The sequence below is a fragment of the Arthrobacter sp. T2-23 genome (genome assembly GCF_055398325.1).
Genome location: NZ_AP027917.1, coordinates 1,425,838 through 1,449,041 on the forward strand (window position 1 = coordinate 1,425,838; position 23,204 = coordinate 1,449,041).

At 68.3% G+C, this 23,204-nt stretch carries 26 protein-coding genes and 1 tRNA gene; 11 read left to right on the top strand and 16 right to left on the bottom strand.

Going from position 1 to position 23,204, the window contains the following annotated elements:
• The first annotated feature begins 53 nt into the window (after positions 1-53).
• Positions 54-854, top strand: coding sequence for a carbon-nitrogen hydrolase family protein (locus tag ACZ5Z0_RS06490; protein ID WP_464110386.1), 801 nt, complete (start codon positions 54-56; stop codon positions 852-854).
• Between the two features lie 170 nt (positions 855-1,024).
• On the opposite strand, the gene rlmB is transcribed toward ACZ5Z0_RS06490, so the two are convergent.
• The 6 genes from rlmB to ACZ5Z0_RS06520 all read right to left on the bottom strand — a co-directional run bounded on the left by rlmB (position 1,025) and on the right by ACZ5Z0_RS06520 (position 5,980).
• The gene (gene rlmB, locus ACZ5Z0_RS06495; protein ID WP_464110387.1) at positions 1,025-2,017 is read right to left on the bottom strand and encodes a 23S rRNA (guanosine(2251)-2'-O)-methyltransferase RlmB; all 993 of its coding nucleotides are present in this window, start codon (positions 2,015-2,017) and stop codon (positions 1,025-1,027) included.
• Positions 2,018-2,140: 123 nt separating this feature from the next.
• Positions 2,141-3,598 carry a cysteine--tRNA ligase gene (cysS, locus tag ACZ5Z0_RS06500; protein ID WP_464110388.1) on the bottom strand — a complete coding sequence of 486 codons (1,458 nt, stop codon included), beginning with the start codon at positions 3,596-3,598 and terminating at the stop codon, positions 2,141-2,143.
• A 43-nt stretch (positions 3,599-3,641) separates the two neighbouring features.
• Positions 3,642-3,989 carry a hypothetical protein gene (locus tag ACZ5Z0_RS06505; protein ID WP_138767416.1) on the bottom strand — a complete coding sequence of 116 codons (348 nt, stop codon included), beginning with the start codon at positions 3,987-3,989 and terminating at the stop codon, positions 3,642-3,644.
• A 65-nt stretch (positions 3,990-4,054) separates the two neighbouring features.
• Complete coding sequence (gene ispF / locus ACZ5Z0_RS06510; RefSeq protein ID WP_464110740.1) at positions 4,055-4,540, bottom strand: 2-C-methyl-D-erythritol 2,4-cyclodiphosphate synthase; 486 nt, start codon at positions 4,538-4,540, stop codon at positions 4,055-4,057.
• Between the two features lie 24 nt (positions 4,541-4,564).
• The gene (ispD, locus tag ACZ5Z0_RS06515) at positions 4,565-5,383 is read right to left on the bottom strand and encodes a 2-C-methyl-D-erythritol 4-phosphate cytidylyltransferase (RefSeq protein WP_464110389.1); all 819 of its coding nucleotides are present in this window, start codon (positions 5,381-5,383) and stop codon (positions 4,565-4,567) included.
• Between the two features lie 114 nt (positions 5,384-5,497).
• Positions 5,498-5,980, bottom strand: coding sequence for a CarD family transcriptional regulator (locus ACZ5Z0_RS06520; protein WP_026266570.1), 483 nt, complete (start codon positions 5,978-5,980; stop codon positions 5,498-5,500).
• Positions 5,981-6,262: 282 nt separating this feature from the next.
• Between ACZ5Z0_RS06520 and ACZ5Z0_RS06525 the strand changes: the two genes are divergently transcribed.
• Positions 6,263-6,844 carry a hypothetical protein gene (locus tag ACZ5Z0_RS06525; RefSeq protein WP_464110741.1) on the top strand — a complete coding sequence of 194 codons (582 nt, stop codon included), beginning with the start codon at positions 6,263-6,265 and terminating at the stop codon, positions 6,842-6,844.
• Positions 6,845-6,944: 100 nt separating this feature from the next.
• Here the strand turns inward: ACZ5Z0_RS06525 and ACZ5Z0_RS06530 are convergent, their stop codons facing one another.
• Both ACZ5Z0_RS06530 and ACZ5Z0_RS06535 read right to left on the bottom strand, forming a co-directional pair.
• Positions 6,945-7,625, bottom strand: a complete 681-nt coding sequence (locus tag ACZ5Z0_RS06530) for a response regulator (protein ID WP_464110390.1) — start codon at positions 7,623-7,625, stop codon at positions 6,945-6,947.
• Positions 7,622-8,836 carry a sensor histidine kinase gene (locus tag ACZ5Z0_RS06535; protein ID WP_464110742.1) on the bottom strand — a complete coding sequence of 405 codons (1,215 nt, stop codon included), beginning with the start codon at positions 8,834-8,836 and terminating at the stop codon, positions 7,622-7,624. The genes ACZ5Z0_RS06530 and ACZ5Z0_RS06535 overlap by 4 nt, the downstream gene beginning before the upstream one ends.
• A 206-nt stretch (positions 8,837-9,042) precedes the next feature.
• On the opposite strand from ACZ5Z0_RS06535, the gene phoU reads away from it, so the two are divergent.
• Complete coding sequence (phoU, locus tag ACZ5Z0_RS06540) at positions 9,043-9,705, top strand: phosphate signaling complex protein PhoU (RefSeq protein ID WP_464110391.1); 663 nt, start codon at positions 9,043-9,045, stop codon at positions 9,703-9,705.
• Positions 9,706-9,797: 92 nt separating this feature from the next.
• Here phoU and ACZ5Z0_RS06545 read toward each other — a convergent pair whose 3' ends face one another.
• A complete protein-coding gene (locus ACZ5Z0_RS06545; RefSeq protein WP_464110392.1) occupies positions 9,798-10,544 on the bottom strand; it encodes a phosphoglyceromutase in 747 nt (248 codons plus the stop codon).
• 86 nt (positions 10,545-10,630) lie between these two features.
• Between ACZ5Z0_RS06545 and ACZ5Z0_RS06550 the strand changes: the two genes are divergently transcribed.
• The gene (locus tag ACZ5Z0_RS06550; RefSeq protein WP_464110393.1) at positions 10,631-11,467 is read left to right on the top strand and encodes a class I SAM-dependent methyltransferase; all 837 of its coding nucleotides are present in this window, start codon (positions 10,631-10,633) and stop codon (positions 11,465-11,467) included.
• 78 nt (positions 11,468-11,545) lie between these two features.
• Here ACZ5Z0_RS06550 and ACZ5Z0_RS06555 read toward each other — a convergent pair whose 3' ends face one another.
• The gene (locus ACZ5Z0_RS06555) at positions 11,546-11,899 is read right to left on the bottom strand and encodes a DUF2516 family protein (protein ID WP_464110394.1); all 354 of its coding nucleotides are present in this window, start codon (positions 11,897-11,899) and stop codon (positions 11,546-11,548) included.
• Between the two features lie 9 nt (positions 11,900-11,908).
• Positions 11,909-13,099 carry a trans-sulfuration enzyme family protein gene (locus ACZ5Z0_RS06560; RefSeq protein WP_464110395.1) on the bottom strand — a complete coding sequence of 397 codons (1,191 nt, stop codon included), beginning with the start codon at positions 13,097-13,099 and terminating at the stop codon, positions 11,909-11,911.
• Between the two features lie 89 nt (positions 13,100-13,188).
• On the opposite strand from ACZ5Z0_RS06560, the gene tmk reads away from it, so the two are divergent.
• From tmk to ACZ5Z0_RS06580, 4 genes are all read left to right on the top strand, one after another.
• On the top strand, positions 13,189-13,857 hold the full coding sequence (gene tmk, locus ACZ5Z0_RS06565; RefSeq protein WP_464110396.1) for a dTMP kinase: 669 nt from the start codon (positions 13,189-13,191) through the stop codon (positions 13,855-13,857).
• Positions 13,854-14,996 (top strand): DNA polymerase III subunit delta', encoded by a 1,143-nt coding sequence (locus tag ACZ5Z0_RS06570; protein WP_464110397.1) that lies wholly within the window; start codon positions 13,854-13,856, stop codon positions 14,994-14,996. The genes tmk and ACZ5Z0_RS06570 overlap by 4 nt, the downstream gene beginning before the upstream one ends.
• Before the next feature lie 58 nt (positions 14,997-15,054).
• Positions 15,055-16,638, top strand: a complete 1,584-nt coding sequence (locus tag ACZ5Z0_RS06575; protein WP_464110398.1) for an alpha/beta hydrolase — start codon at positions 15,055-15,057, stop codon at positions 16,636-16,638.
• 112 nt (positions 16,639-16,750) lie between these two features.
• Positions 16,751-16,823 (top strand) — tRNA-Thr (locus ACZ5Z0_RS06580).
• A gap of 214 nt (positions 16,824-17,037) precedes the next feature.
• Here ACZ5Z0_RS06580 and ACZ5Z0_RS06585 read toward each other — a convergent pair.
• A complete protein-coding gene (locus ACZ5Z0_RS06585; protein ID WP_464110399.1) occupies positions 17,038-17,529 on the bottom strand; it encodes a hypothetical protein in 492 nt (163 codons plus the stop codon).
• Positions 17,530-17,855: 326 nt separating this feature from the next.
• Between ACZ5Z0_RS06585 and ACZ5Z0_RS06590 the strand changes: the two genes are divergently transcribed.
• Positions 17,856-19,199, top strand: a complete 1,344-nt coding sequence (locus ACZ5Z0_RS06590; RefSeq protein WP_464110400.1) for an MFS transporter — start codon at positions 17,856-17,858, stop codon at positions 19,197-19,199.
• On the opposite strand, the gene ACZ5Z0_RS06595 is transcribed toward ACZ5Z0_RS06590, so the two are convergent.
• Positions 19,196-19,669 carry a hypothetical protein gene (locus ACZ5Z0_RS06595; protein WP_464110401.1) on the bottom strand — a complete coding sequence of 158 codons (474 nt, stop codon included), beginning with the start codon at positions 19,667-19,669 and terminating at the stop codon, positions 19,196-19,198. The genes ACZ5Z0_RS06590 and ACZ5Z0_RS06595 overlap by 4 nt on opposite strands.
• A 71-nt stretch (positions 19,670-19,740) precedes the next feature.
• On the opposite strand from ACZ5Z0_RS06595, the gene ACZ5Z0_RS06600 reads away from it, so the two are divergent.
• Together ACZ5Z0_RS06600 and ACZ5Z0_RS06605 are read left to right on the top strand one after the other, a co-directional pair.
• Positions 19,741-20,724: a hypothetical protein gene (locus ACZ5Z0_RS06600; protein WP_464110402.1), complete on the top strand. Its 984-nt coding sequence runs from the start codon at positions 19,741-19,743 to the stop codon at positions 20,722-20,724.
• Positions 20,725-20,760: 36 nt separating this feature from the next.
• On the top strand, positions 20,761-20,988 hold the full coding sequence (locus ACZ5Z0_RS06605) for a hypothetical protein (RefSeq protein WP_464110403.1): 228 nt from the start codon (positions 20,761-20,763) through the stop codon (positions 20,986-20,988).
• 54 nt (positions 20,989-21,042) lie between these two features.
• Here ACZ5Z0_RS06605 and ACZ5Z0_RS06610 read toward each other — a convergent pair whose 3' ends face one another.
• The 3 genes from ACZ5Z0_RS06610 to ACZ5Z0_RS06620 all read right to left on the bottom strand — a co-directional run bounded on the left by ACZ5Z0_RS06610 (position 21,043) and on the right by ACZ5Z0_RS06620 (position 23,112).
• Positions 21,043-21,888, bottom strand: coding sequence for an aldo/keto reductase (locus ACZ5Z0_RS06610; protein WP_464110404.1), 846 nt, complete (start codon positions 21,886-21,888; stop codon positions 21,043-21,045).
• Positions 21,889-21,971: 83 nt separating this feature from the next.
• On the bottom strand, positions 21,972-22,427 hold the full coding sequence (locus ACZ5Z0_RS06615; protein WP_464110405.1) for a hypothetical protein: 456 nt from the start codon (positions 22,425-22,427) through the stop codon (positions 21,972-21,974).
• 7 nt (positions 22,428-22,434) lie between these two features.
• Positions 22,435-23,112: a bacterial proteasome activator family protein gene (locus ACZ5Z0_RS06620; RefSeq protein ID WP_464110406.1), complete on the bottom strand. Its 678-nt coding sequence runs from the start codon at positions 23,110-23,112 to the stop codon at positions 22,435-22,437.
• Positions 23,113-23,204: the final 92 nt, after the last annotated feature.

Sequence of the window (23,204 nt, forward strand, 5' to 3'; positions counted from 1 at the left end):
TCTGCGCGGACCTGCCGCGCATACTTGGACTAAGCGCTGAATTGGAGGTAACCGTGCGCATAGCACTTGCTCAAATCATCACGGGCCGCGAGCCGGAGCGGAATCTGGACCTCGTGCGCGACTACGCCGGCCAGGCCAAGGCCGGGGGCGCGGCCCTGGTGGTCTTCCCCGAGGCGACCATGCGGGCGTTCGGCGGCAACTCACTGCTGGACATCGCCGAACCCCTGGACGGCCCGTGGGCCGCGCAGGTCCGAGCCATCGCCGCGGAAGAAGGCATCGTCATCGTCGCGGGGATGTTTACCCCCGGGAGCGGCGGGCACAAGGTCCGCAACACCCTTCTGGTCACCGGGCCCGGCGTCGACACGAGCTACGACAAGATCCACCTCTACGACGCCTTCGGCTTCGCGGAGTCGGACACCGTGGACGCCGGCACCCAGCCGGTGACGTTCGACGTCGACGGCGTCACCTTCGGTCTGGCCACCTGCTACGACGTCCGGTTTCCGGACCTGTTCACCGAAAACGCGGAGCGCGGCGCACTGGTCAACATCGTCTGTGCCTCGTGGGGTGCCGGCCCGGGCAAGGTCGAGCAGTGGAAGCTGTTGTCCCGTGCCCGCGCGGCGGACTCCACCACCTTCATCTTGGCGTGCGGCCAGGGCGATCCCGCTAGCGTTGGTCTCGAGACGAAGGGCTCCGCGCCCACCGGCGTGGGGCACTCCGCCGTCGTCTCCCCCTTTGGTGAAGTCCTTCAGGAGCTCGACGGCGCCCCGGGACTGCTCTTCGCCGACCTGGACCCCGCCATCGTCGCGGACGCGCGGACCAAACTGCCGGTCCTCGCTAACCGCCACAAGTTTTAGCCCTGGGTCTTTGTCAAAGGTGAGAGTGGCTCATCGCCGGAAACGGAGTTTTGCAAGGAGCGCATCGCCGACCAGAGCGGAGAGAGGCCGCCCGCGGCCGAACGAAGCGCCGGGAGGTGTCTAAGCGACGGCAAAAATCCGGTTGCGGCGGAAACCGACCACCGCGCCCTTTACTTGGTGGCGCGTTGGCGGGAGATCTCATAGAGGGAGATGCCGACCGCCATCGAGGCGTTGAGCGATTCCATCGCGGAATCGATCGGGATGGAGACGATTTGGTCGCAGTTTTCGCGGACCAGACGGCTGAGGCCCTTGCCTTCTGACCCGACGACGATGCAGACCGGTTCGGTGGCCAGGGCGAGCTCCGGCAGCGAGACGTCGCCGTCGCCGTCCAGGCCCAGCACGTAGATGCCCATGTTCTTGAAGGCCTTGAGCGTGCTGTTCAGGTTCGCGGCGCGGGCCACGGGGACGCGGACGGCGGCGCCGGCGCTGGTCTTCCAGGCCGAGGCGGTGACGCCGACGGACCGACGTTCCGGCACGATGACGCCGTGGCCGCTGAATGCGGAGACCGAGCGGATGATCGCGCCGAGGTTGCGCGGGTCGGTGATGCCGTCAAGGGCGACGAAGAGCGGCGCGTTGGCGATGTGGCCCTTCTTCCACCCCTCGATGGTCTCCTCGGCCAGTTCGTACGCGTCCTGGTACTCGTACGGCGGGATCTGGAGCACGAGGCCCTGGTGGATGGCGTCGTCGGTCATCCGGTCCAGCTCGGGCTTGCCGGTCTCGAGAAGCGGGATGCCGCGTTCGGCCGCGAGCTTCAGCGACTCCTTGACGCGGTCGTCCATCTCGATGCGGATCGCGACGTGCAGGGCCTTGGCGGGGATGCCGGCGCGGAGCGCCTCGACCACGGAGTTGCGGCCGGTGACAACTTCCTCGGTGGCACGGCCCTTGGGGCCCGAGCGGGCACCGGCTCCGGCACTGCGCGCACCCGTCCCGCGCTTGGCGGCGGAGCGTTCCGCGAGCTGCTTGCTCTTGTGGGCCTTGTGGTACGGACGGTCTTCCGCCTTGGGAGTCGGGCCCTTGCCCTCAAGGGCCTTGCGGCCGTGGCCGCCGGTCCCGACGGTGGGGCCCTTCTTCATTTTGACCGAGCGCCGACCGTTGTTGGCCATGAGTTTCACCCTTTTAACTACGCGATTCGTTGATAAGTCTGAACTCCAGTCTACTGACTCGAGTTCAATCTTCGACCGCGGGGGCCGCCGCCGGCCCGCTTCGGGCTACCGCGGCGCACGGGTTCAGCCGCGCTTCAAGCTCCAGCTGGCGCCGTCCGCGCCATCCTCGACGACGACGCCGGCAGCCGCCAGCGTGTCCCGGATCGCGTCAGATGCGGCCCAGTCCTTGCCGGCACGTGCCTGGGCGCGGGCGGCGAGCTGGGCTTCGACCAGGACTCCGAGGGCGGTGGTGGCCTGCTCGTCCACCGCCGGGGCCGCAGTGTCGTTGAGACCAAGGACACGCATCATGTCCCTGACGGCGGCCAGGGCCTGCCGGGCGTCATCGAGCTGGCCGGCGGTGAGCGCGGTGTTGCCGGCGCGGACGGTGTCATGCAGGACGGCGAGGGCCTGCGGCACGTTCAGGTCGTCATCCATGGCGGCGGCGAAGGCATCCGGGACGCTGCCATGGCCGGCGTCGGCAGCGTCGGCGTCGGCTCCGGACAGGGCGCGGGCGGCGCGGCTGATGAAGCCCTCGATCCGCTCCACCGCTGCCGAGGCCTCCTGCAGCGAGGTGGGCTGGTAGTCCAGCACCGAGCGGTAGTGGGCCTGGCCGAGGTAGTAGCGGACCACGCGGGGCGGAGCCAGCTCCAGCATTTCGGCAGGGCTGATGGTGTTGCCGATGGACTTGGACATCTTCTCGCCCGCGTAGGTGACCATGCCGTTGTGCATCCAGAAGTTCGCGAAGCCGTGGCCCGCGGCCTGCGACTGGGCCATCTCGTTCTCGTGGTGGGGGAAGCGCAGGTCCAGTCCACCGCCGTGGATGTCGAATTCGGCGCCAAGGTATTTGGTGACCATTGCGGAGCACTCCAGATGCCAGCCCGGCCGGCCGGCGCCCCACGGCGAGGCCCAGCTCGCCGTCGTCGGCTCGCCGTCCTTATGGCCCTTCCAGAGGGCGAAGTCGCGGGGGTCCTTCTTGCCGCGCGGGTCGGCATCCGCCGCGCCCTGCATGTCGTCGATGTTCTGGCGCGTCAGGGAGCCGTACTTGGCCCAGGAGCGTACGTCGAAGTAGACGTCGCCGGAGCCGTCGAGGGCCGGGTAGGCGTGGCCGCGGTCGATCAGCTGCTGGATCAGGGCGTGCATCTCGGGGATGTGACCGGTGGCGCGCGGCTCGTAGGTGGGGCGCGAGACGCCCAGGGCGTCGTAGGCCTTGAGGAATTCCTGCTCGTAGCGGTAGGCCAGGGCCCACCATTCCTCGTTTCGGACCGTGCCCGGCTCGGCGGCGAAGTCCACGGCGAACGACTCCGCGGACTTGGCGAGGATCTTGTCGTCGATGTCGGTGACGTTGCGGACCACCGTGACCCGGTAGTCCCGGTACTGCAGCCAGCGGGTGAGCTGGTCAAAGGCGATCGCGGAGCGGATGTGCCCGACGTGCGGCATTCCCTGCACCGTGGCGCCGCAGTAGTACAGGCTCACATTGCCTGGAACCAGGGGGACGAAGTCACGGACTTCGGCGGAGGCGGTGTCGTAAAAGCGCAGGGTCACCGCTCCAGATTAGCCGATGCCCTTAGGGCGCAGGTCCGCCGCCCTACTTGCAGTGCTGGCCGATCTGGTCCATCTGCTGCCTGAGCTGCGTCAGCTGCTCGGAGGTCTGGATCCCGGTGGAGCTGTTGCCCACCTGCTTCATGATGTCCGCCATCTTCTGGATCGGCTCGGCGACTTCCGGCGCCACCTTGTCCGCAACCTCCTGGTAGTGCTGGCCGATCTGGCCGGCCTTCTCCTTATCGCTCCCCTTGGGGACGAAGGTATCGGTGTTGAGGAACTTGCAGCTTTCCTCGACACTCATCCGGGGCGTGGCCGACGGGGCCGGAGAGCCGGAGCACCCGGCCAGCAGCGTTCCTGCAACAAGGACGACGGCGGGCAGCAGCTTTTTCACGGGAGGTCTCCTGACGGTTCCGGAGGGGTTGTCCCTTAAGCGTAGGGCAGTTCGCCTGCTCCGGCTCAGCCGGCGGGATAGACCAGGGCGGTGGCCGTGGCCGCGATGCCTTCGCCGCGGCCGGTGAACCCGAGGCCGTCACTGGTGGTGGCCGAGACACTCACGGGTGCGCCGGCGGCTTCGCTGAGGACCCGCTGGGATTCCTCCCGGCGGGGGCCGAATTTCGGCCGGTTCGCTACGAACTGCACCGCAATGTTGCCGATCTCGAAGCCGCCGGCTCGGACGATCCGGGCCGCTTCGGCAAGCAGCGTGACGCCCGAGGCCCCCGCGTATTCCGGGCGGTCGGTGCCAAAGTGAGTCCCTAGGTCCCCGAGGCCGCTGGCGGAGAAGAGCGCGTCTGCGGCGGCGTGGGCCACCGGGTCGCCGTCGGAATGGCCTGCCAGGCCCCGCTCGCCGTCCCAGTGCAGGCCCCCGAGCCATAGCGGCTGCGGGGCGTCCGCGGGGGCGTAGGCGTGGACGTCGATGCCGATCCCGGTGCGCGGGAGCAGCATCCGGGGCCGCTGGTTTCCGTCCATTTAGCCCTCCACCCAACGCGCGCCGAGCGGGCCTTCAAGGAGACCCTCGGCGAGGATGAGATCCAGCGGTGTGGTGATCTTCAGTGACTGGCTGGCCCCGCGCACGGCGTACACCGGGACGCCGAGCTGCTCCACGAGCATGGCGTCGTCCGTGACGGCAGCCTCCCGGGCGTTGTCGTATTCTGTTGCAGCCTCGTGGGCACGCTGCAGGGTGGCGAGGTCGAAGCCCTGCGGGGTCTGGACGGCACGCAGCATTTCCCGGGGCGCGGTGCCGGTGACGACCTCGGGGGCGATGTCGGCGTCGGCGCCGAAGCTGGGGTCCACGGTCTTGATCGTGTCCACGACCGGCATAACGGGGATCACGGCCACTGCACCGGCGGCGAGGGCCGCAGCCACGCGGTGGAAGACGGCTTCGGGGGCGAGCGCCCGGGCAGCATCGTGGACGAGGACGGCCTGCATGCCCGGCACGAGCGCGGACAGCGCGGCCCGCACCGACTCGGCGCGGCTGGAACCGCCGTCGACGACGGTCACGGCCGGCAGCTGCACCCCCTCCCCCGACCCGGCGGTGCGCCGGTGCTCGGCCTGGAGTTCCGCTTCGAAGGCCTCGCACTGGGCGCGCAGTTCAGGGTCCCCGGGCGGGATGGCAACGCAGATCTGCCGGGCGATGCCGGCGGCGGCCACGCCGCGCAGGGCGTGGGTGAGGATACTGTCTCCGCCGAGGGGCACCTTGGCCTTCGGCATGCCGTAGCCCAGTCGTTGGCCGGATCCCGCGGCGACGAGGATGACCGCCGTGACGTCGGCTCTCGATGCAGTGTTCATGCGGACAAGACTACGTCCCGGGGCGAGGCATCAGCCCAGGCAGCCCGCACTTGGGCCGGTTTTTGGGCAAAAAGAAGCCCGGCGGCCGTTACGCCACCGGGATTCGATTCTTAGTTAGGAAGCCAGGACTTCGTCGAGAACGCTTGCGGCCTTCTCTTCATCAGTCTTCTCAGCCAGTGCCAGTTCCGAAATCAGGATCTGGCGGGCCTTGGCCAGCATGCGCTTCTCTCCTGCGGAGAGACCCCGGTCGTGGTCACGGCGCCACAGGTCGCGGACGACCTCTGCCACCTTGATGACGTCACCGGAAGCAAGCTTCTCCAGGTTTGCCTTGTAACGACGCGACCAGTTGGTGGGCTCTTCAGTGAACTCGGCCCGGAGCACGTCGAATACGTGCTCCAAGCCTTCCTTGCCCACTACGTCCCGGACCCCAACAAGGTCAACGTTTTCTGCTGGAACTTCAATGGTCAGATCACCCTGAGCCACCTTGAGCTTGAGATACATCTTCTCTTCGCCCTTGACAGTGCGCATCTTGATTTCTTCAATTTTGGCTGCACCGTGGTGAGGGTAAACTACTGTCTCGCCGACCTCAAAAACCATGTGGACATTCCCCTTTCCCGCAGACCAGTTTATCACGATTAAGGCATACAACTGCCATGGATCCTGCCCCGAAACCGCATGAATCCGCGGAAAACGACCCGAATTGACCCCTTGAACCCCTTGACGAACGCGGATAATAGTGCATTGGGCATCCGCTGCCAAGGGCCTGCTGGTCCGCTGGCCGGCTGTCACCGAGTCCGCGTTTGAGCGCCATTGCGGATAGGCTATGGCTGAATAATGTTTCAAGACTCTCAAGGAGTGCGTGACGTGCGTTTCACTGCGATGACTCGGGGCCGGCGCGGCAAGCTGGCAATGGCAACGGCTGCACTTGGCATCGGCCTGCTGTCGGTGACCGGTTGCGGCTACATCAACCCCCAGCAGACCTCCGTGCAGTATTCGGCGTCGGACGGAACCCGGACCGACCTCGGCCCGCTGCAGCTCCGCAACATGATGATCATCTCCGACGGCGAGAGCAAGCCGGGCCGGGTGATCGGTGCCGTGTACAACACCTCGTCCAACGACGTGAAGCTGACCATCAACGGCGCAAGCGGTTCCCAGACCCAGGTCCCGGTCAAGAAGAACTCCTACGTCCTGCTGAACGACAGCACCGACTCGGCGATCCTCAGCACCTCCGGCGGCAAGCCCGGTTCCCTGGTCGAGGTGACCATCCGCGAAGACGGCACCAATGCGGACGCCAAGTTCAAGATGCCGGTCCTGGACGCCTCGATCACCGACTACAAGAAGTACCTGCCGACCGCTCAGCCCACGAGCTCCGGCTCCGCCTCCGGAACCGCGACGCCGACCCCGTCGGCCACGACGTCGTCTCCGGCAACGGCAACCCCGTCGCCGACCAGCACCCGCTAGCATCAGGCGCCGCACGGGGCGCGGCGGAACGCACAAAGGAGGGGCACCCACACCGGGTGCCCCTCCTTTGTGTTTTAAGCGTCCGGCCGGCGCCGGCCGGCTACGGCTCGAACTTGTAACCCAGCCCGCGGACGGTGATCAGGTACCGCGGCGCGGAGGGGTCCGGTTCGATCTTGCTGCGCAGCCGCTTGACGTGCACGTCCAGGGTCTTGGTGTCACCCACGTAGTCGGAGCCCCAGACCCGGTCGATCAGCTGTCCCCGGGTGAGCACCCGGCCGGAGTTGCGCAGCAGCATCTCGAGCAACTCGAATTCCTTCAGCGGCAGGGACACCTGGTCGCCCTGCACGCTGACGACGTGCCGCTCGATGTCCATCCGGACCGGGCCGGCCTGGACGGTGTTGGAGACCAACTCCTCGGGCTCGCCGTGGCGGCGCAGCACGGCCCGGACCCGGGCCACCAGCTCCCGTGAGGAATAAGGCTTGGTGACATAGTCGTCGGCACCGAGTTCCAGCCCCACCACCTTATCGATTTCAGCGTCCTTGGCGGTCAGCATGATCACCGGGACGGAGGAGCGCTGGCGCAGCTGGCGGCACACCTCGGTCCCGGACTGCCCAGGCAGCTGCAGGTCCAAGAGGACCAGGTCGGCGCCGTTGCGGTCGAATTCGGTGATGGCGTCGAGGCCGTTGTCCACGACCTCCACCTCGAATCCTTCCTTGCCCAGCAGGTAAGAGAGGGGGTCGCTGAACGATTCCTCGTCCTCGACAATAAGAATCCGGCTCAAGCGCTAGCTCCTTGTTCATGGACGCCGGCGGCGTCGCGTCGTTCTGGTCGTGCGGTGTGCGGGGTCCGGCGGGGATCAGCCGCGGGCTGGTCCTGGCCCTCCATCTCGGGAAGGCGGATGGTGAAGGTGGAGCCCTGCCCGGGCTGGGACCAGAGCGTCACCTCGCCGCCGTGGTTGGCCATCACGTGCTTGACGATGCTGAGGCCCAGACCGGTGCCGCCGGTGTGGCGGGAGCGGGCGGAGTCCACGCGGTAGAAGCGTTCAAAGACGCGCTCCTGGTCCTCGGCGCTGAGTCCCTCGCCCTGGTCTGTCACGGAGACAGCTACCAGGCCGTCCCGGGCGCGTACACCGACGCCCACCCTGGTGTTCTCCGGCGAATACCGGATGGCGTTGTCGATCAGGTTGCGCAGCGCCGTGACGAGCAGGTCTTGGTCGCCGTAGACCATCGCGTCGGTCCGGCCGCCGACCACAATCTCGATGTTCTTGCTTTCGGCAGGAAGCTGGGACCGGTCTACGGCCTCGGCGACGACGGTGTTGATATCCACGGGGTGCGCCTGCTGGGCCACGTTGGCCCCCTGCAGCCGGGAAAGTTCGATGATGTCCTGCACGAGGGCGGCCAACCGGGTGGATTCCTTGTGCATGCGCTTGGCGAACCGGCGGACGGCTTCCTCGTCGTCGGGCGAGGCTTCCAGCGCCTCGGCCAGCAGCGAGATGGCGCCGACGGGGGTCTTCAACTCGTGCGAGACGTTCGCCACGAAGTCGTTGCGGATCTCCTCGGTGCGGGTGATCTCGGTTCGGTCGTCCGCAAGCAGCAGGATATATTCCTCGCCGAGCATGGCCGCGCGGACCTGCACCACGATGGTTCCCTGGCCCAGCGGGCCGCGGGGCAGTTCAAGCTGCTTCTCGAGGATCACGCCGTCGCGCCGGACCTTGGCCGTCATTTCCAGCAGCTGCTGGTGCACCACGGTGTGCCCCCGTACGAGGCCGTACGCGTAAGCCGCGGGGCTGGCCCGCACCACGCCGTCGATCGCGTCAACCACCACGAACGCTCGGCCGACGACTGCGAGCACTTCCGCGGCGCCGTCCGGAAGCGAGGGGTCCCCGGTCTCCACGTCGCTGATTTTGCGCTGCTGCTCGCTGACCCGGAAGGCGAGCACGCCGAAGATGCCGAGCGACAGGCCGATCAGGCCCGCGATCACACCGATGAGCATTGGATCCACGGCTCCAGCTTATGCTCTGCGCCCCGCCGGAAATCGAAAACTTGTGCGATTGGGGGGCTGGTTCAGCTAACGTTCACCTATTGAGGCGTAACAGTTCACCGGAGAGTGGAAGGGTGGCAGGTTGAACGCCGCTACGGTGAAACGAAACGGACCGGCCACAGCGTGCCCGGCGATGTTTCCGAGGAAAGGACGCACCTGTGCGCAAGGTTTTTCAGGAAGAGCTCGCCCAGGTGGGCGAGCAGCTCGTCGAAATTTCGAAGCTGGTCAGCGAGGCCTTCGAGAAGGCCACGACGGCTTTCGAGGGTGCCGACATCGACCTTGCCGAGGACGTTATCGCGGCCGACGCCCGGATCGATTTCCTGCAGAACAGCCTTGACGAGCGTGCCATCGACATCCTCGCCCTGCAGGGTCCCGTGGCCAGCGACCTGCGGATGATCGTGGGTTCGTTGCGGATGAGCGCCTCGCTGGAGCGGATGGGCGACCTCGCCCGGCACCTCGCCCAGCTCGCCCGCCTGCGCTACCCGGCAAACGTTATCCCGGAGCCGCTGCAGGAGACCTTCAAGAGCTTTGCCAAGTACGACCTCGAGATCGCCGAGAAGCTCACCGTGCTGCTGGAGACCCGCGACCTTGAGGTTGCCCGCGACATCCTCAAGGCCAACACCGCCGTCAACGACCTGCACCTGAGCGTCTTCAAGTCGATCGCGCGCAGCGACTGGACCGAATCCGCGGCCACCACCGTCGACGTCGCCCTGGCCAGCCGCTACTTCGAGCGTTTCGCCGACCATGGCGTCTCCGTCGCGCAGAAGGTCACCTACCTGGTCACCGGCGCCTGGCACCCGACCAGCATCGAACACAGCTGACGCCTCGCCCTTCCCGCGGCAGACAGTAGGACGGCGGCCGGTCACCTTGGGGGTGACCGGCCGCCGTCGTCGTCTCCGGGGTGCGGTAGGTGTTACTTCTTGCCCTGGTTCGCAACTGCCTTGATGGACTCCGCGGCGGCTTCCGGGTCGAGGTAGGTGCCGCCCGGGTTCAGCGGTTTGAAGTTTTCGTCCAGTTCGTACACGAGCGGGATGCCGGTGGGGATGTTGAGCCCGGCGATGTCCTCGTCGCTGATGCCGTCAAGGTGCTTGACCAGCGCGCGCAGGGAGTTGCCGTGGGCCGTGACCAAGACGGTCTTCCCGGCCCTGAGGTCCTCCTTGATCTCCGACTCCCAGTAGGGCAGCAGCCGGATGAGGACGTCCTTGAGGCACTCGGTGCGCGGCATGGCGTCGCCGAGATCCTTGTAGCGCGGGTCCCCCACCTGGGAAAACTCGGAGTCGTCCGCGAGGGGCGGCGGCGGGGTGTCGTACGAGCGGCGCCAGGTCATGAACTGCTCCTCGCCGTATTCGGCCAGGGTCTGGGCCTTGTCCTTGCCCTGCAGCGCGCCGTAGTGGCGTTCGTTGAGGCGCCAGTCTCGCTTGACGTCGATCCAGCCGCGGTCCGCCTTCTCCAGTGCGAGGTTCGCGGTGTTGATGGCCCGCTTCAGGCGTGAGGTGTAGAGGATGTCCGGGAGGATGTTGTTCTCCACCAGCAGCTCGCCGCCGCGCACCGCCTCGGCCCGGCCCTGGTCGTTCAGGTCAACGTCCACCCAGCCGGTGAACAGGTTCTTGGCGTTCCATTCGCTGTGGCCGTGGCGCAGCAGAATCAGCTTGTAAGTCATGCTTTTCATCCTAACCGAGCGCCCGCGAACGGTGCCCTGCGTTACACAGCGGCCGGAACAGCACGACGCGGGGATAGGGTTGGCGTGTGGTGCAGAAGGCTGAGCGGGTGGCGTCCCCCCGGAACCAGGGTGGGACCCGGGCGGGACGGCCGGTGGGGAACGTGACCCGCGGGACCACCAACCCCAACCGGATGCGACGGGTCGACCGCTGGCTCACCGGCCCGCAGGCCTGGCGCCTGCGATGCGCCGAGGATCCACTCGTCGTCGACCTCGGCTACGGCGCGTCCCCGGCCACCGCCGTCGAACTCTTCGAACGCCTCTTAGCCCTCCGGGCCGACGTCCGCGTGGTCGGAATTGAGATCGAGCCGGAGCGGGTCCGGCAGGCCAAGGCGCTGGAACGCCCCGGGCTGAGCTTCCAACTGGGCGGCTTCGAACTCCCGGTGCCGGGCCGTCCGGTGCTGGTGCGGGCGTTCAACGTGCTGCGGCAATACGAGGAAGCGGACGTCCCTGCCATCTGGCGGCTGGTGCAGGGCCGGCTCGCCCCCGGCGGCCTGTTCATCGACGGCACCTGCGACGAGATCGGACGCCGGGTCACGTGGGTGGCGCTCGACGCCGACCGCCCCCTCAGCCTGGGGCTGTCCATGCGCTTCGGCGCTTTCGAGCTGCCCTCGGAGATCGCCGAACGGCTGCCCAAGGCGCTCATCCACCGGAATATGCCGGGCGAAAGAATCCATTCCTACCTGCAGGCGCTGGACAAGGCCTGGGTGGAGGCGGCGCCGCTGGCTTCGTTCGGGAACCGGCAGCGCTGGACGGCCATGTGCCGGGCACTGCGCGCCGGCGGCTGGCCCGTGCAGGACGGGCCGGCGCGGTGGCGCCTCGGCGAGTTGACCGTGGACTGGGAAGCCGTGGCGCCGGACGGCTAAGAGCTTAGGGAGCCGGTGGTGGGGCCACGCCGGCAGGGTTCCCTGACGGAGCGTGCGAGCTTAGGGGGCCGGTGGGGATCACCAAGGCCCGTAGGGCCCCATGTTCCTGCTGCCGCCGCGGCCGGCGTCCTTCACCGCGGGGCGCACATCGGCGAGATAGACGGAGGCTGCCGTCACGGCCGCGAGCCCGAAGAGTCCCAGCGGGCCGAAGAACCCTCCGCCGCCGCCAACGATGGACAGCAGGCCGATGGCCAGGGCGCCGCCGGTCAGCGCGAGCCAGAAGGTCTTGGTCCGCTTGGACACCGCCTCGAAGGCGTTGGCCTTGTGCCGCAGGCAGTCGAAGAACGCCCACACCTCAAGCCCAAGGGCCACGAGGGCAAGGAGGAAATAGATTCCCCTGTCGGCAATTTCAATCAGCGCTCTTCCGTCCATGCCCCCAGCCTAGCCGTCCAGTGTGGCCAAAGCCTGCTGCAAATCGGCCCACAGGTCCTCGACGTTTTCAATTCCCACGCTCAGCCGGACCAGGTTGTCCGGCACGCTGGCAGGCTCCGCCGTGTGCCGGCGCCGGCGCTCGATCAGCGATTCCACTCCGCCCAGCGAAGTGGCCGGAAGCCACAGCTGCAGGGCCCGGATCATCCGGTCGGCGGCGTCCGCGCCGCTCAGGCCGGCCCCGGCCACCGGCGCCATTTCGATGCACAGCACGGAGCCGAAGCCCCTCATCTGGGCCTTGGCCCGCTCGTGGCCGGGGTCTGAGGGGAGTCCCGGGTACCGGATGGCCCCGACCCGCGGGTGCCCGCTCAGTTGTTCGGCGAGGAACGCCGCGGAGGCCTGCGAGCGCTCAACCCGCAAGGCAAGGGTGCGCAGACCCCGCAGTGCCAGCCACGCCTCGAACGGCCCGGCGATTCCGCCGTGGATCGTGCGGTGGTGCAGCAGACTCGCGTGCAGTTCGGCGTCGGAGGTCACCAGGGCACCCAACACGATGTCGGAATGGCCGGACAGGTACTTGGTGACCGAGTGCAGGACGACGTCGGAGCCCAGGCTGAGCGGCTGCTGCACGAGCGGGGTGGAGAAGGTGTTGTCGGTGACCACCAGGGCCCCGGCCGCGTGCGCCGCCGCGGTGAGTGCACGGATGTCGGCGACGCCGAGCATCGGGTTCGTGGGGCTCTCCAGCCACAGCATGCTGGCCGGTTTGCCCCCGGCGGGCGCCAACTGCTCAAGCACGGCGTCGGTGTCCGCGATGTCCACGGTGCGCAGCTCCAGCGCGCCCTTCTGCGCCAACTCCGTCGCCATCACCAGCGACCCGGCGTAGCTGTGGGACGGCATCACCAGCACCCCCTGCGCCGGAACCAGGGACAGCGCGGAACTGACGGCGGCGAGACCCGAGGCATACAGCAGCCCGGGCAGCGCCGCGCCTTCCAGCTGCGCGAGGGCCTGCTCGAACGGGTCCCAGGTGGGGTTGGAGTAGCGTCCGTAGCCGCGGTCGCCCGGGCCCAGCGGGCCGGTGCCGAAGTAGGTCGAGGACAGCACGATCGGAGGGTTGACCGGGGCGTCGCGCTCGCGCGGCGGCCTGCCTGCGGCCACCACAAGGGTTTCGGCGGAGAGCATGGCGACCTGTTCTTCGGAGAGACTCATGGACACAGGGTACTTTGGAGCCGCGCCGGGCCCGTAAGGCGTTACGCGCAGGCCGCCATAGTGTCGGTGATTGTCGGTAGGCTAGAGCAGTGACTATCGAGACTCCCGGCCCGTTCCCCGGACTGTTCATTGCCTTCGAGGGCGGCGACGGAGCCGGCAAGTCCACCCAGGCCGCGGAACTCGCCCGGGCGCTGGAGTCACGCGGGTTGACCGTGCTGCGGACCCGGGAACCGGGGGGCACCCCGATCGGCGAGAAGCTCCGGTCCCTCGTGCTGGACCATGGCCACGGCCACATCGACGCGCGCACCGAGGCCCTGATCTTCGCGGCCTCCCGCGCCGCCCATGCCGCCCAAGTCATCCGGCCCGCGCTGGAACGGGGCGAGGTGGTTTTGACCGACCGGTATATCGACTCCTCGGTGGCCTACCAGGGCGCCGGCCGCGACCTCGGCACGGACGCGGTCCGCGAAGTCAACGACTGGGCCACCTCCGGCCTGCAGCCGGACCTCACGGTGTTGCTCGACGTCGACCCGGCCGATGGACGACGGCGGCGCACCGCCGGGAACACCCCGGAAGACCGGCTCGAATCGGAGGCCGACGAATTCCACGCCAGGATCCGCGCCGCCTTCCTGGCGCTGGCAGCGGCCCGGCCGGAGCAGTATCTGGTCCTCGCCGCGCACCTGCCCGTGCCAGAGCTGGCCGCCCGGATCCTGGAACGGGTCCAGGCGTTACTCGCACTCCGCCAAGGCAGCTCGGCATGAGCGTCTGGGACGACCTCCAGGGCCAGCCCGCCGTCGTCGCCCAGCTGCGCCAGGCCGCGGAGGGTGACGGGCTGACGCACGCCTGGCTGTTCACCGGGCCACCGGGCTCCGGCCGCTCCAACGCCGCGAAGGCGTTTGCCGCGGCCCTGAACTGTGACCAGGAGGACGTGGCCCGGCGAGGCTGCGGCGTGTGCCCGGCGTGCCAGACAATCGTGGGCGAAACGCACTCCGACGTCACGTTCGTGCGGACCGAGAAAGTCACGATCACCATCGATGAGGCCCGCGAGCTGGTCTCAAGCGCGGGCAACCGGCCCTCCTCCGCGCGCTGGCGCATCATCGTCGTCGAGGACGCGGACCGCATGGCGGAGCGCACCACCAACGTGCTGCTAAAGGCGATCGAGGAACCCACGCCGCGCACCATCTGGATGCTCTGCGCCCCCTCCCCAGCGGACGTGCTCGTGACCATCCGCTCCCGCTGCCGACCGGTGGCGCTACGGCTCCCGCCGGCCGCCGACGTCGCGGCCCTCCTGGTCAAACGCGACGGCGTCGACCAGGACGTCGCCGAACGCGCGGCCCGGGCAGCGCAAAGCCATGTGGGGATCGCGCGCAGGCTGGCCCGGGACCCGGAGGCACGGGAGCGCCGGCTGGAGACCGTGCGGTTCCCGCTGCAGCTGCGCGGCATCACCGCGGCGGTGATGATGGCGGACAAGCTGGTCAAAATCGCCACCGAGGAGGCCAACAGCTCCAACGAAGAGCGCGACGCCGCGGAGAAGGCCGCGCTGCTCGCCACGCTCGGCGCCCCGGAAAGCGGGCCGCTCCCGCCGGCCATGCGCGGACAGGTCAAACAGCTCGAGGACGACCAGAAGCGGCGCGCCAAGCGCTCCGTCACCGACTCGCTTGACCGCACCCTGACCGACCTGTTGTCCTTTTACCGGGATGTGCTGATCATCCAGATGGGGAACGCCGTCGAACTGGTCAACGTTGAGCTGAGGAACGAACTGCAGGACTTTGCCGGACGTTCCACGGCCGAGGTGACGCTTGCCCGCATGGACGCCATCAACAAGGCCCGCAAGCGGATTACGACCACCAACGTGGCGCCGCTGCTGGCGATAGAGTCCATGGCCGCCAGCCTGATCTGACCTGACCAACGCTCGACCCGCCTTGCTTCGCACAGTTCCACATCCCAAGGAGAACCGCATGACGTCAGCAGCACCACGGCCCGCAGGCCACCGACCCGTGGACCGCGGGGTGCGGGCGGCCGGCGCCCTGGCGCTGGGCCTGGTGCTGGCCCTGGTGTTGTCGTCCTGCACCCTCTTCGGCTCCGGTGACGGCGGCTCCAAGAGCGCTCAGGCCACGGCCGACCCCGGGATCGCCGCCGCGGCCCCCGCCGAGCTCCGGAAGTTCTACTCCCAGCAGCTCAGCTGGACGCGTTGCGAGGGCACTTTCCAGTGCGCCAAGGTCAAGGTGCCGCTGGACTACAGCAAACCCGACGGCGACACGATCGAAATCGCTGCCATCAAGCTGGCCACGAAGGGCGGCAACAAGAAGGGCAGCCTGCTGGTCAACCCGGGCGGCCCGGGCGGCTCCGGGTACGACTTCGTCAAAGACGCCGGCTCCACGAACATCTCGGAGAAGGTGCGCGCGAACTACGACGTCGTCGGCTTCGACCCGCGCGGCGTGAAGCGCTCAGCGCCCGTCACCTGCCTCACCGACCAGGAACGCGACGAATCCCGCGCCAAGATCTACAAGCTGGACACCGACGCAGGGCTGGCCGAAACCCTCAAGGACAACAAAGTCATTGCCGCCAAGTGCGCCGAGAAGACCGGGCCCGTCCTGGCCCACGTGGACACCGCCAGCGCCGCCAAGGACCTGGACGTGCTCCGCGGCGTCCTCAACGACGCGAAGCTGAACTACCTCGGGTATTCCTACGGCACCTTCCTCGGCTCCACCTACGCGTCCCTGTTCCCGGACAACGTGGGCCGGATGGTCTTGGACGGCGCGATGGACCCCTCGCTGAGCAATGAGGAGTTGACCGCAGGCCAGGCGAGGGCTTTCGAGAAGGCCATCCACGCCTATGTGACCAAGTGCCTCCAAAACAGCGGCTGCCCGTTCAGCGGCACCCCGGGCGACGCCGTCAAACAGATCCAGGACATCATCGCTTCCGTCGAAGCGAACCCGAAGCCCGCCAAAGACGGACGGGTGGTGAACGCGTCCATGTTCGTCAGCGGCTTCATCCTGCCGTTCTACAACTCCGACAACTGGCCCGTGCTGACCCAGGCCCTGGACAGCGCGATGAAAGGCGACCTGTCCCCGATGCTCCGGCTGTCCGACTTCGGCGCGGACCGGGAGCCGAACGGCACCTACTCGGCGAACTCCACGTTCGCCTTCACCGCCGTCAACTGCCTCGACTATCCGATGTCCTCCGACACGGCCGCGATGCGCGCCGAGGAACAGCACCTCCGCCAACTCTCCCCCACCCTGGGCTACTACTTCGCCTACGGCGGCACGAGCTGCAAGGACTGGCCTTACAAGAACGTGCGCACCCCTGCGCCGGTCGAGTACAAGGGTTCGACCGAGATCGTCGTGGTGGGCACCACCGGCGACCCGGCAACGCCGGTCGAGTGGGCTAGCGCCTTGCGCAAGCAACTGGGCACAGCCTCCCTGCTGACGTGGAAGGGCGAGGGCCACACCGCCTACGGACGGTCCAACAGCTGCATCGAGAACGCCGTGGACGGCTACCTCGTGGACGGAAAGACCCCGACAGACAACACCGTCTGCTGACCGGCTGCTCCCCTCCGGAAGCCGCCCCGCGGCCCATTTTGACCGGGTGCAGGGACTCCATTACAGTTGTCTCTTGCATGATCCGCCCGGTTCGCCGGGGTTTCACGCGGTTGCTTCCTTAGCTCAGTCGGTAGAGCGTCTCACTCGTAATGAGAAGGTCATCAGTTCGATTCTGATAGGAAGCTCGAGAAGAACCCCGTATACCCGCTGATTCAGCGGGTATACGGGGTTTGTTGTTTGGCGCGAGTACATGAGCCGAAACCGGAACCCGCCGGACTTGTCCTTGTAGACCTCGAACTTGCCTGCCATGAGCACTCCTTCGTCTCGGGTGGATCCGGCCGGTCGGCCGTTGGCCACACACTACCGAGGGGCCAGTGAATAGGATCGGGCATGCCGCGCTTAAGGCGCCAGGATCGCGCAGACGTCCGTTATTTTGCCCGGCCCGGTTAGCCCCCCGTTCGGGGAAACCGGCCCATTCAAAGTCCAGTTCACCTGACCTGATGTGTAGAAGATGCCAGGGGCGCCGGAACCAATGGGGAGCGAGATCAGGTTTTTTCCGGTCGCTTTATAGACAATGTCGGTAGGTCCAAGCGCCACCCGTATTGTCCCGTTCAAGGAGTAGCTGACCACTTTTGCGGTCGGGCCCGTCAGCGTGATTGTGATAGCTGCACCCACGTTGGTAAAGAGCCGCAACGGCTTGGAGCCATTGTAGTGATGGGGAAACTGTTCGATCACTTTAGCCTTGCCCACAGTCACGGCCTCGACTTGGAAACCGGGGCAGTCAAGCGTCTCCGGTGTCGGGTCGACTGGCGTTGGCGGTGCGGCAACTGCGGAGCCCGTCCCGGCGAAAAGTCCGATGACGAGGACGAGAGGTGCGATCAATCGCTTCATGAGGTTGCTCCTTCGTAACTTTGCGAAAAAAGTCCCCCCACGGGCACGGGAAAATCCCTGACAAAATGTCCGCGCATCATAGGCCCGCGGCGCGGGGCCGGCAAGGGTGGGCGCTACCTGCCCGACGAACCCTGCAGCAGGAAGACGCACGGTAGGACCGGACCGCGGAGCGCAGCTACATTGCGGGGGCACTTCGACCCGGACACGCCGTGTTCTGAGGGGGCGGCAACCGGCACCGGACCCAAAGGCGCCCCGCACGGTCGCTAAGGACCGCCGGCCGGAGCTCCGCCCTTGTCAATCCCCGCCAGGTCCGCGACCCTTGGGACATGGAGCGGCCTGAGCGCGAGGTGCCCGTCCCCTCCGGGCCGCGCACGTCCCCAGCCCAGGCCACAACGCCGGGGCGGGACCGCCGCCCCTGGGGCACGGTGGTTGGTTTCGGGCTGGTTAGCCTTGCCACCGACATCGTCTCCGACGGGGCCCGGCCGCTCGCCGGGCCGCTGCTGGCCCAACTTGGCGCCTCCGCGCTGCTGGTGGGGCTCGTCACGGGCGGGGCCGAGGCAGCGGCGCAGGGCCTGCGCGTGATTTTCGGACCGTGGGCGGACCGCACCCGGAAGTATTGGACGTTCACGCTGGCCGGTTATGCCCTGACGGCCCTCTGCGTGCCGCTCCTCGCGTTCGCCCCGGCTGCTGGCGCCGCGGGGCTCGGGGCGGCCTCGGTGCTGATCATCGGAGACCGTGTGGGCAAGGCAGTGCGGAGTCCGGCAAAGACGGTGCTGCTGGCCTCGGCCGCCAAACACGTGGGGCGGGGCCGGGGCTTCGCCGTGCACAAGTCCCTGGACCTCACCGGCGCGCTGCTCGGGCCGGTGATCGTCGCGGCCGTGCTGGCGGCCACCGGCCTTATCTCCGCCGCGTTCGCGGTGCTGGCCGTACCGGCCGCGGCAGCGCTGGCGCTGCTGCTCTGGCTGCGCCGCCGGCTCGCGGCGCCCGACGGCGAGGGTTCCGTTTCGGCCCCCGGCGGCCGGTCCGCGGCGCCCGACGGCGGCGACGGCGCCAGCGCCCCGTCCGCACCGGCCGGCAGACCGGCGTCGTTGTTATCCGGTGTTTTCCTGCCCTTTGCGGTGTGCGCCTTTTTCTGGAGCGCGGGGCTGGTGGCGTTCGGCGTCATCTCCTACCACCTGACTAACGCGGCGGCAGTCGCGGCTCCGGTGGTGCCGTTGCTCTACGCCGCGGCCATGGGCGCGGCGGCGCTCGGCGCCCTCGGCAGCGGCTTCCTTTATGACCGGGCGGGCCCGGCCGTGCTGCTCTCCCTGCCCGTGCTGATTGCCGCCGTCCCGGTGCTGGCGTTCTCCACGGGGATCGGCCTGGTGCTGGCCGGCGTGGCGATCTGGGGCGCCGCGACCGGGGTCCAGGACTCCACCGTCAAGGCGCTGGTCGCTGACCTCGTACCGGAGGCGCGGCAGGGGTCGGCGTACGGGGTCTTCGCGGCTTTCGAGGGGGCCGGTGCGCTGGCCGGGGGCGCCCTCTACGGTGCCCTCTACGAGGCGCGCCCTGCCCTGATCGCCGCGGTCGCGGTGTTGCAGGCCGTGGCCTTGGTCCTGCTGCTGATGACGGTGCGGCGGGCGCGCCCGGCGTGGCAGCGGAGCGCGCCGGCCCGGTCAGGTCCGCGCTAGCGCGCCCAGACGGAGGCCGCGCCGGAGTGCCCGGTGATGACACTCTGGTACAGGAAGAACGCTCCGGCCAGGGCTCCGGCAACCAGCAGGACCACCCGGAGGACGCGGTTTTCCCGCAGCGGCCCCAGGAAGGCGAAGCGCCGGCCGATGGGCTCGAAGCTCACTACGATCATCGCCGCGACGATGACGAAAAATATTACCGAAACGATCTTCAGCACGTCGCCCTGCTGGGCGTGTTCGCGGACCAGTTGCGTAGCCGGACGGGCCTTCTCCAGCTGCTCGCCCGCCTGCGCAGTGACGAGCGCGACCGGGACCAGCCCCAGCGAGAGAACACCCAGCGGCCAGGCCAGGTACCTCCGCCAGCGGGTCACCGCCGCGTAGACGATGGCCGCGAGGCCGGCGATCGGGCCAAGCACCACGACGGCGTGGACCAAGAGGATATGGGCCGGCAGTCCGGCAATTTCGATCACGTGGGCTCTCCTACGGTGGACGTGTGCTGCGCGCCCCCCGGCGCGGGGGCCGGAGCTTCTATGATTCTTGCATGGCAAACCGTGAGCTGGCGGGCATCGCGGCACAGCTCTATGCGCTGCCGTTCGACAATTTCGTCGCGGCCCGCACCGCGGCGGCCAAGGCGCTGCTCGGGGCGCAGCCCGCGACGCCGGAGCTGCGCTCCCGTGCTGCGGAGGTCCGCGCCCTCCCCAAGCCCTCGGTGAGCGCTTGGGCCGTCAACATGCTCGCCTGGCACCGGCCCGAAGCGCTCCGGGAAGTGGCGGAGCTGGGGCTCGCCATGCGCCAGGCCCAGGCGGCCCTTGATGCCGCAACGCTCCGCCGCCTCGCCGGGGAACGGCGGAAGCTGCTGGCCGACGCGGTCGGGGCAGCCGGCGCGGTGGCGGAGCAGCAGGGCCGGAAATTCAGCGCCACCATCGCGACGGAAGTGGAACAGACTCTGCGCGCCGCCACAGCCGACGAGGGCGCTGCCGCGGCCGTCCGCAGCGGGTGCCTGCTCCGGGCGCTCACCGCCGACGGGGTCGACGTCGTGGACCTCGATGACGCCGTCGCCCTCCCGGATGCCCCCGGACCCGCCGTTCCGGCCGGGGCTCCGACGACGACCGCGCCGGGAGGGGCGGTGCCGTGGCAAGGATTGGTCCCTCCGCCGTCGGCGCCCCAGCCGCGGTTGCGGGCCGTCGGGCAGGAGCGGCCGGCGCCAGGTCCATCCGTGCGGGAGCGTGCCCGCGCCGCCTTGGAGCAAGCGTCCGAGGCCGCCCGCTCAAGCACGGCGGAAGCTGACCGCGCAGCCGGGGAGCTGGGCGAGGCCGCCGCCGCTGCCGAGGCCCTGGCGGAGGAGGCGGCCCGGCTCAGGGAAGGCCTGGCGCAGGCCGAGACTGGGCTGCGGGAGGCCCGGAAGCGCCTGGAGCAGGCCTCCGCCGCAGCACAGCAGGCCGCCCGGGCCGCGGACAAGGACCGCCGCCGGGAAGACCTGGCCCGGGAACGGGTGCTGCGGCTGGGCAACACGCCGGGCGGCTGACCGCTGACTGTCAGAGGCCGGTTGCAGACTTGAAGTATGGAACAGCATCAGGATGTCTCAGCAGTCCAGCAGCCATCAACCCAGCAGCCATCAGCCATGTACTGGGAAGTCACGTACTTGGACACCGAGTGCGGCCGGGTGCGCACCGAGTCGTTCGACGACGCCGCGGCGGCCGAACGCTTCGCCAGCCGACGGGTCCGGGACGAACACGGCTGGGCCGTCGTCGACGTCGTGCGCCTGCGGGGGGGCCGGGCGGCCGCCTGAGGATGCAAACAGGGCCCCCACCCGAAGGTGGAGGCCCTGCCACAACAAGGCTGCTTAGGCGAAGTCGGAGACCGCCGGGTCCGGACCGATGCGGCCGGCGCCCTCTGCGCTGCGGTCCAGGCCGTTGATGGCCTGCACGTCGGTCTCGTCCAAGGTGACGTCCAGGGCCGCATAGTTTTCACGGATCCGCGACTCGGTGACCGACTTGGGGATCACGACATTGCCGATCGCGAGGTGCCAGGCGATGACCACCTGCGCCGGAGTGGCGTTGTGCTTGGCCGCGATCTGGGAGATGACCGGGCTTTCGAGCAGTTCCCCGCCTTGGCCCAGCGGCGACCAGGCTTCGGTGAGGATGCCCTTGGAGGCGTTGAAGTCGCGGAGCTCGGCCTGGTTGAAGAACGGGTGAAGCTCAACCTGATTGATGGCCGGCACAACACCGGTTTCGTCGATCAGGCGCTGCAGCCCTTCCTTGGTGAAGTTCGAGACGCCGATCGTCTTCACCCGGCCCTGCTTCTGGAGCTCGATGAGCGCCTTCCAGGTGTCAACGTACTTGTCCTGCTTCGGCTGCATCCAGTGGATCAGGTACAGATCAAGGGTCTCGAGGCCGAGACGCTCCATGGATTCCTCAAAGGCCTGGAGGGTGGACTCATAGCCCTGGTCCGCGTTCCACAGCTTGGTGGTGATGAAAATTTCCTCCGGCTTGAGGCCCGAGCGCTCGATCGCGCGGCCCACCCCGGCCTCGTTTCCGTAGATCTTGGCGGTGTCGATGTGCCGGAAGCCGGCCTCGAAGGCTTGGACAACCACCTTCTCGGCGACGTCGTCCTCTACCTGCCAGACGCCGTAACCGAGCTGCGGGATGGTGTTGCCGTCATTGAATGTCAGTTCAGGTGAAGAAGTCATCCATCTATCCTGCCAACGGGAGGCCGGTCAGGCCAGTGTTTTCCGCCCGGCTAAGCTAGGCGCTTAACCCGGAATATGCGGCCTCAGCTGCCCGCGGCCGCCTCGGCGAGGCGCCGTTCGGCGTCGTCGACGTGCTCCACGACGGACTCCGCGCGGCGTCGAACGGAGGCAGCACCCACCGGAACCGGCCCGACGGCGAGGCGGAGCATGGCCGCCGCCTCCGCCGTCATGGCCAGTGAGTTGCCCGCCGTCGAGAGCGAGCGGTGTACGCCGGCCAGGGCGCCGGGGATGTCGAGGCCGTCACTGGGCGAGCGGCGCTGGGCTTCCATGCAAATCTGCCGGACCCGGCCTGCCAGGGCGGAGAGTTCGTTGGCGATCTCGACCAGTTCGGCGTACAGCGCCTCGTCCTCGACGCCTTCGAGCACCTGGTGGTAGCGGTCCAGCCCGCGGAGGAACCGGTCGTGGGCGCGACGCCACAGTCCCTTGCCGAGTTCGACGTCGTCCTTGCGTCCCTGCCGAGCGGCGCTAAAGAATCCCAATGGTGCCCTAGAGGTACTGGCCGGGACCGTGGTCCGGGTCGGCGGGTTTGGCTGGCTGCGAGGGATCGTCACCGGGCTGCGGCTCGGCGGCGCGCTGGGGCTCGCCGTTTTCGCCGATGATGACGCCCGGCGCGATCATGGTGCCGGGCGGAAGCTGGCGGAGTTGCAGCTGGGCGGCCGCGTGCTCGCGGACGGCGTGCTGGGCCGCGATGGCTGTCTGGATGCCGTGGAAGAGGCCCTCGAGCCAGCCCACCAGCTGGGCCTGTGCGATGCGCAGTTCGGCGTCGGAGGGGGTGCCGTCCTCGGGGAACGGCAAATGGATCCGCTCGAGTTCCTGGACCAGCTCGGGCGCCAGCCCGTCCTCCAGTTCCTTGATCGAGCGTTCGTGGATTTCGGCCAGCCGGGCCCGGGCCGCGTCGTCCAGCGGGGCGGACTTCACTTCGTCCAAGAGCTGTTTGAGCATGGTGCCGATCCGCATCACCTTGGCCGGTTCGTCCACCAGATCCTGGAGGTGGCTTGCCCGGCTGCGCGGGGCCGGATCGCGGGAATCGAGCAGGCGCGGGCTTTGTCCGCCGCTAAACGCTCCTGCCTCGTTCTGCGGGGCAGCGGGCGTCGTAACGCCCTCCACCGGGGCGCCTTCCGGGGCCGTGTCGCGGCCGGGCTGAGTGTCTTTCGGATCGCTCATGGCTTCATACTCTCACGCGTCGGAGGTAAGTGACGGGGTGCGTGACGCCGGGTCCGTGCCCGGCATCGTACCCGGAAACGGCAGGGGGCGCC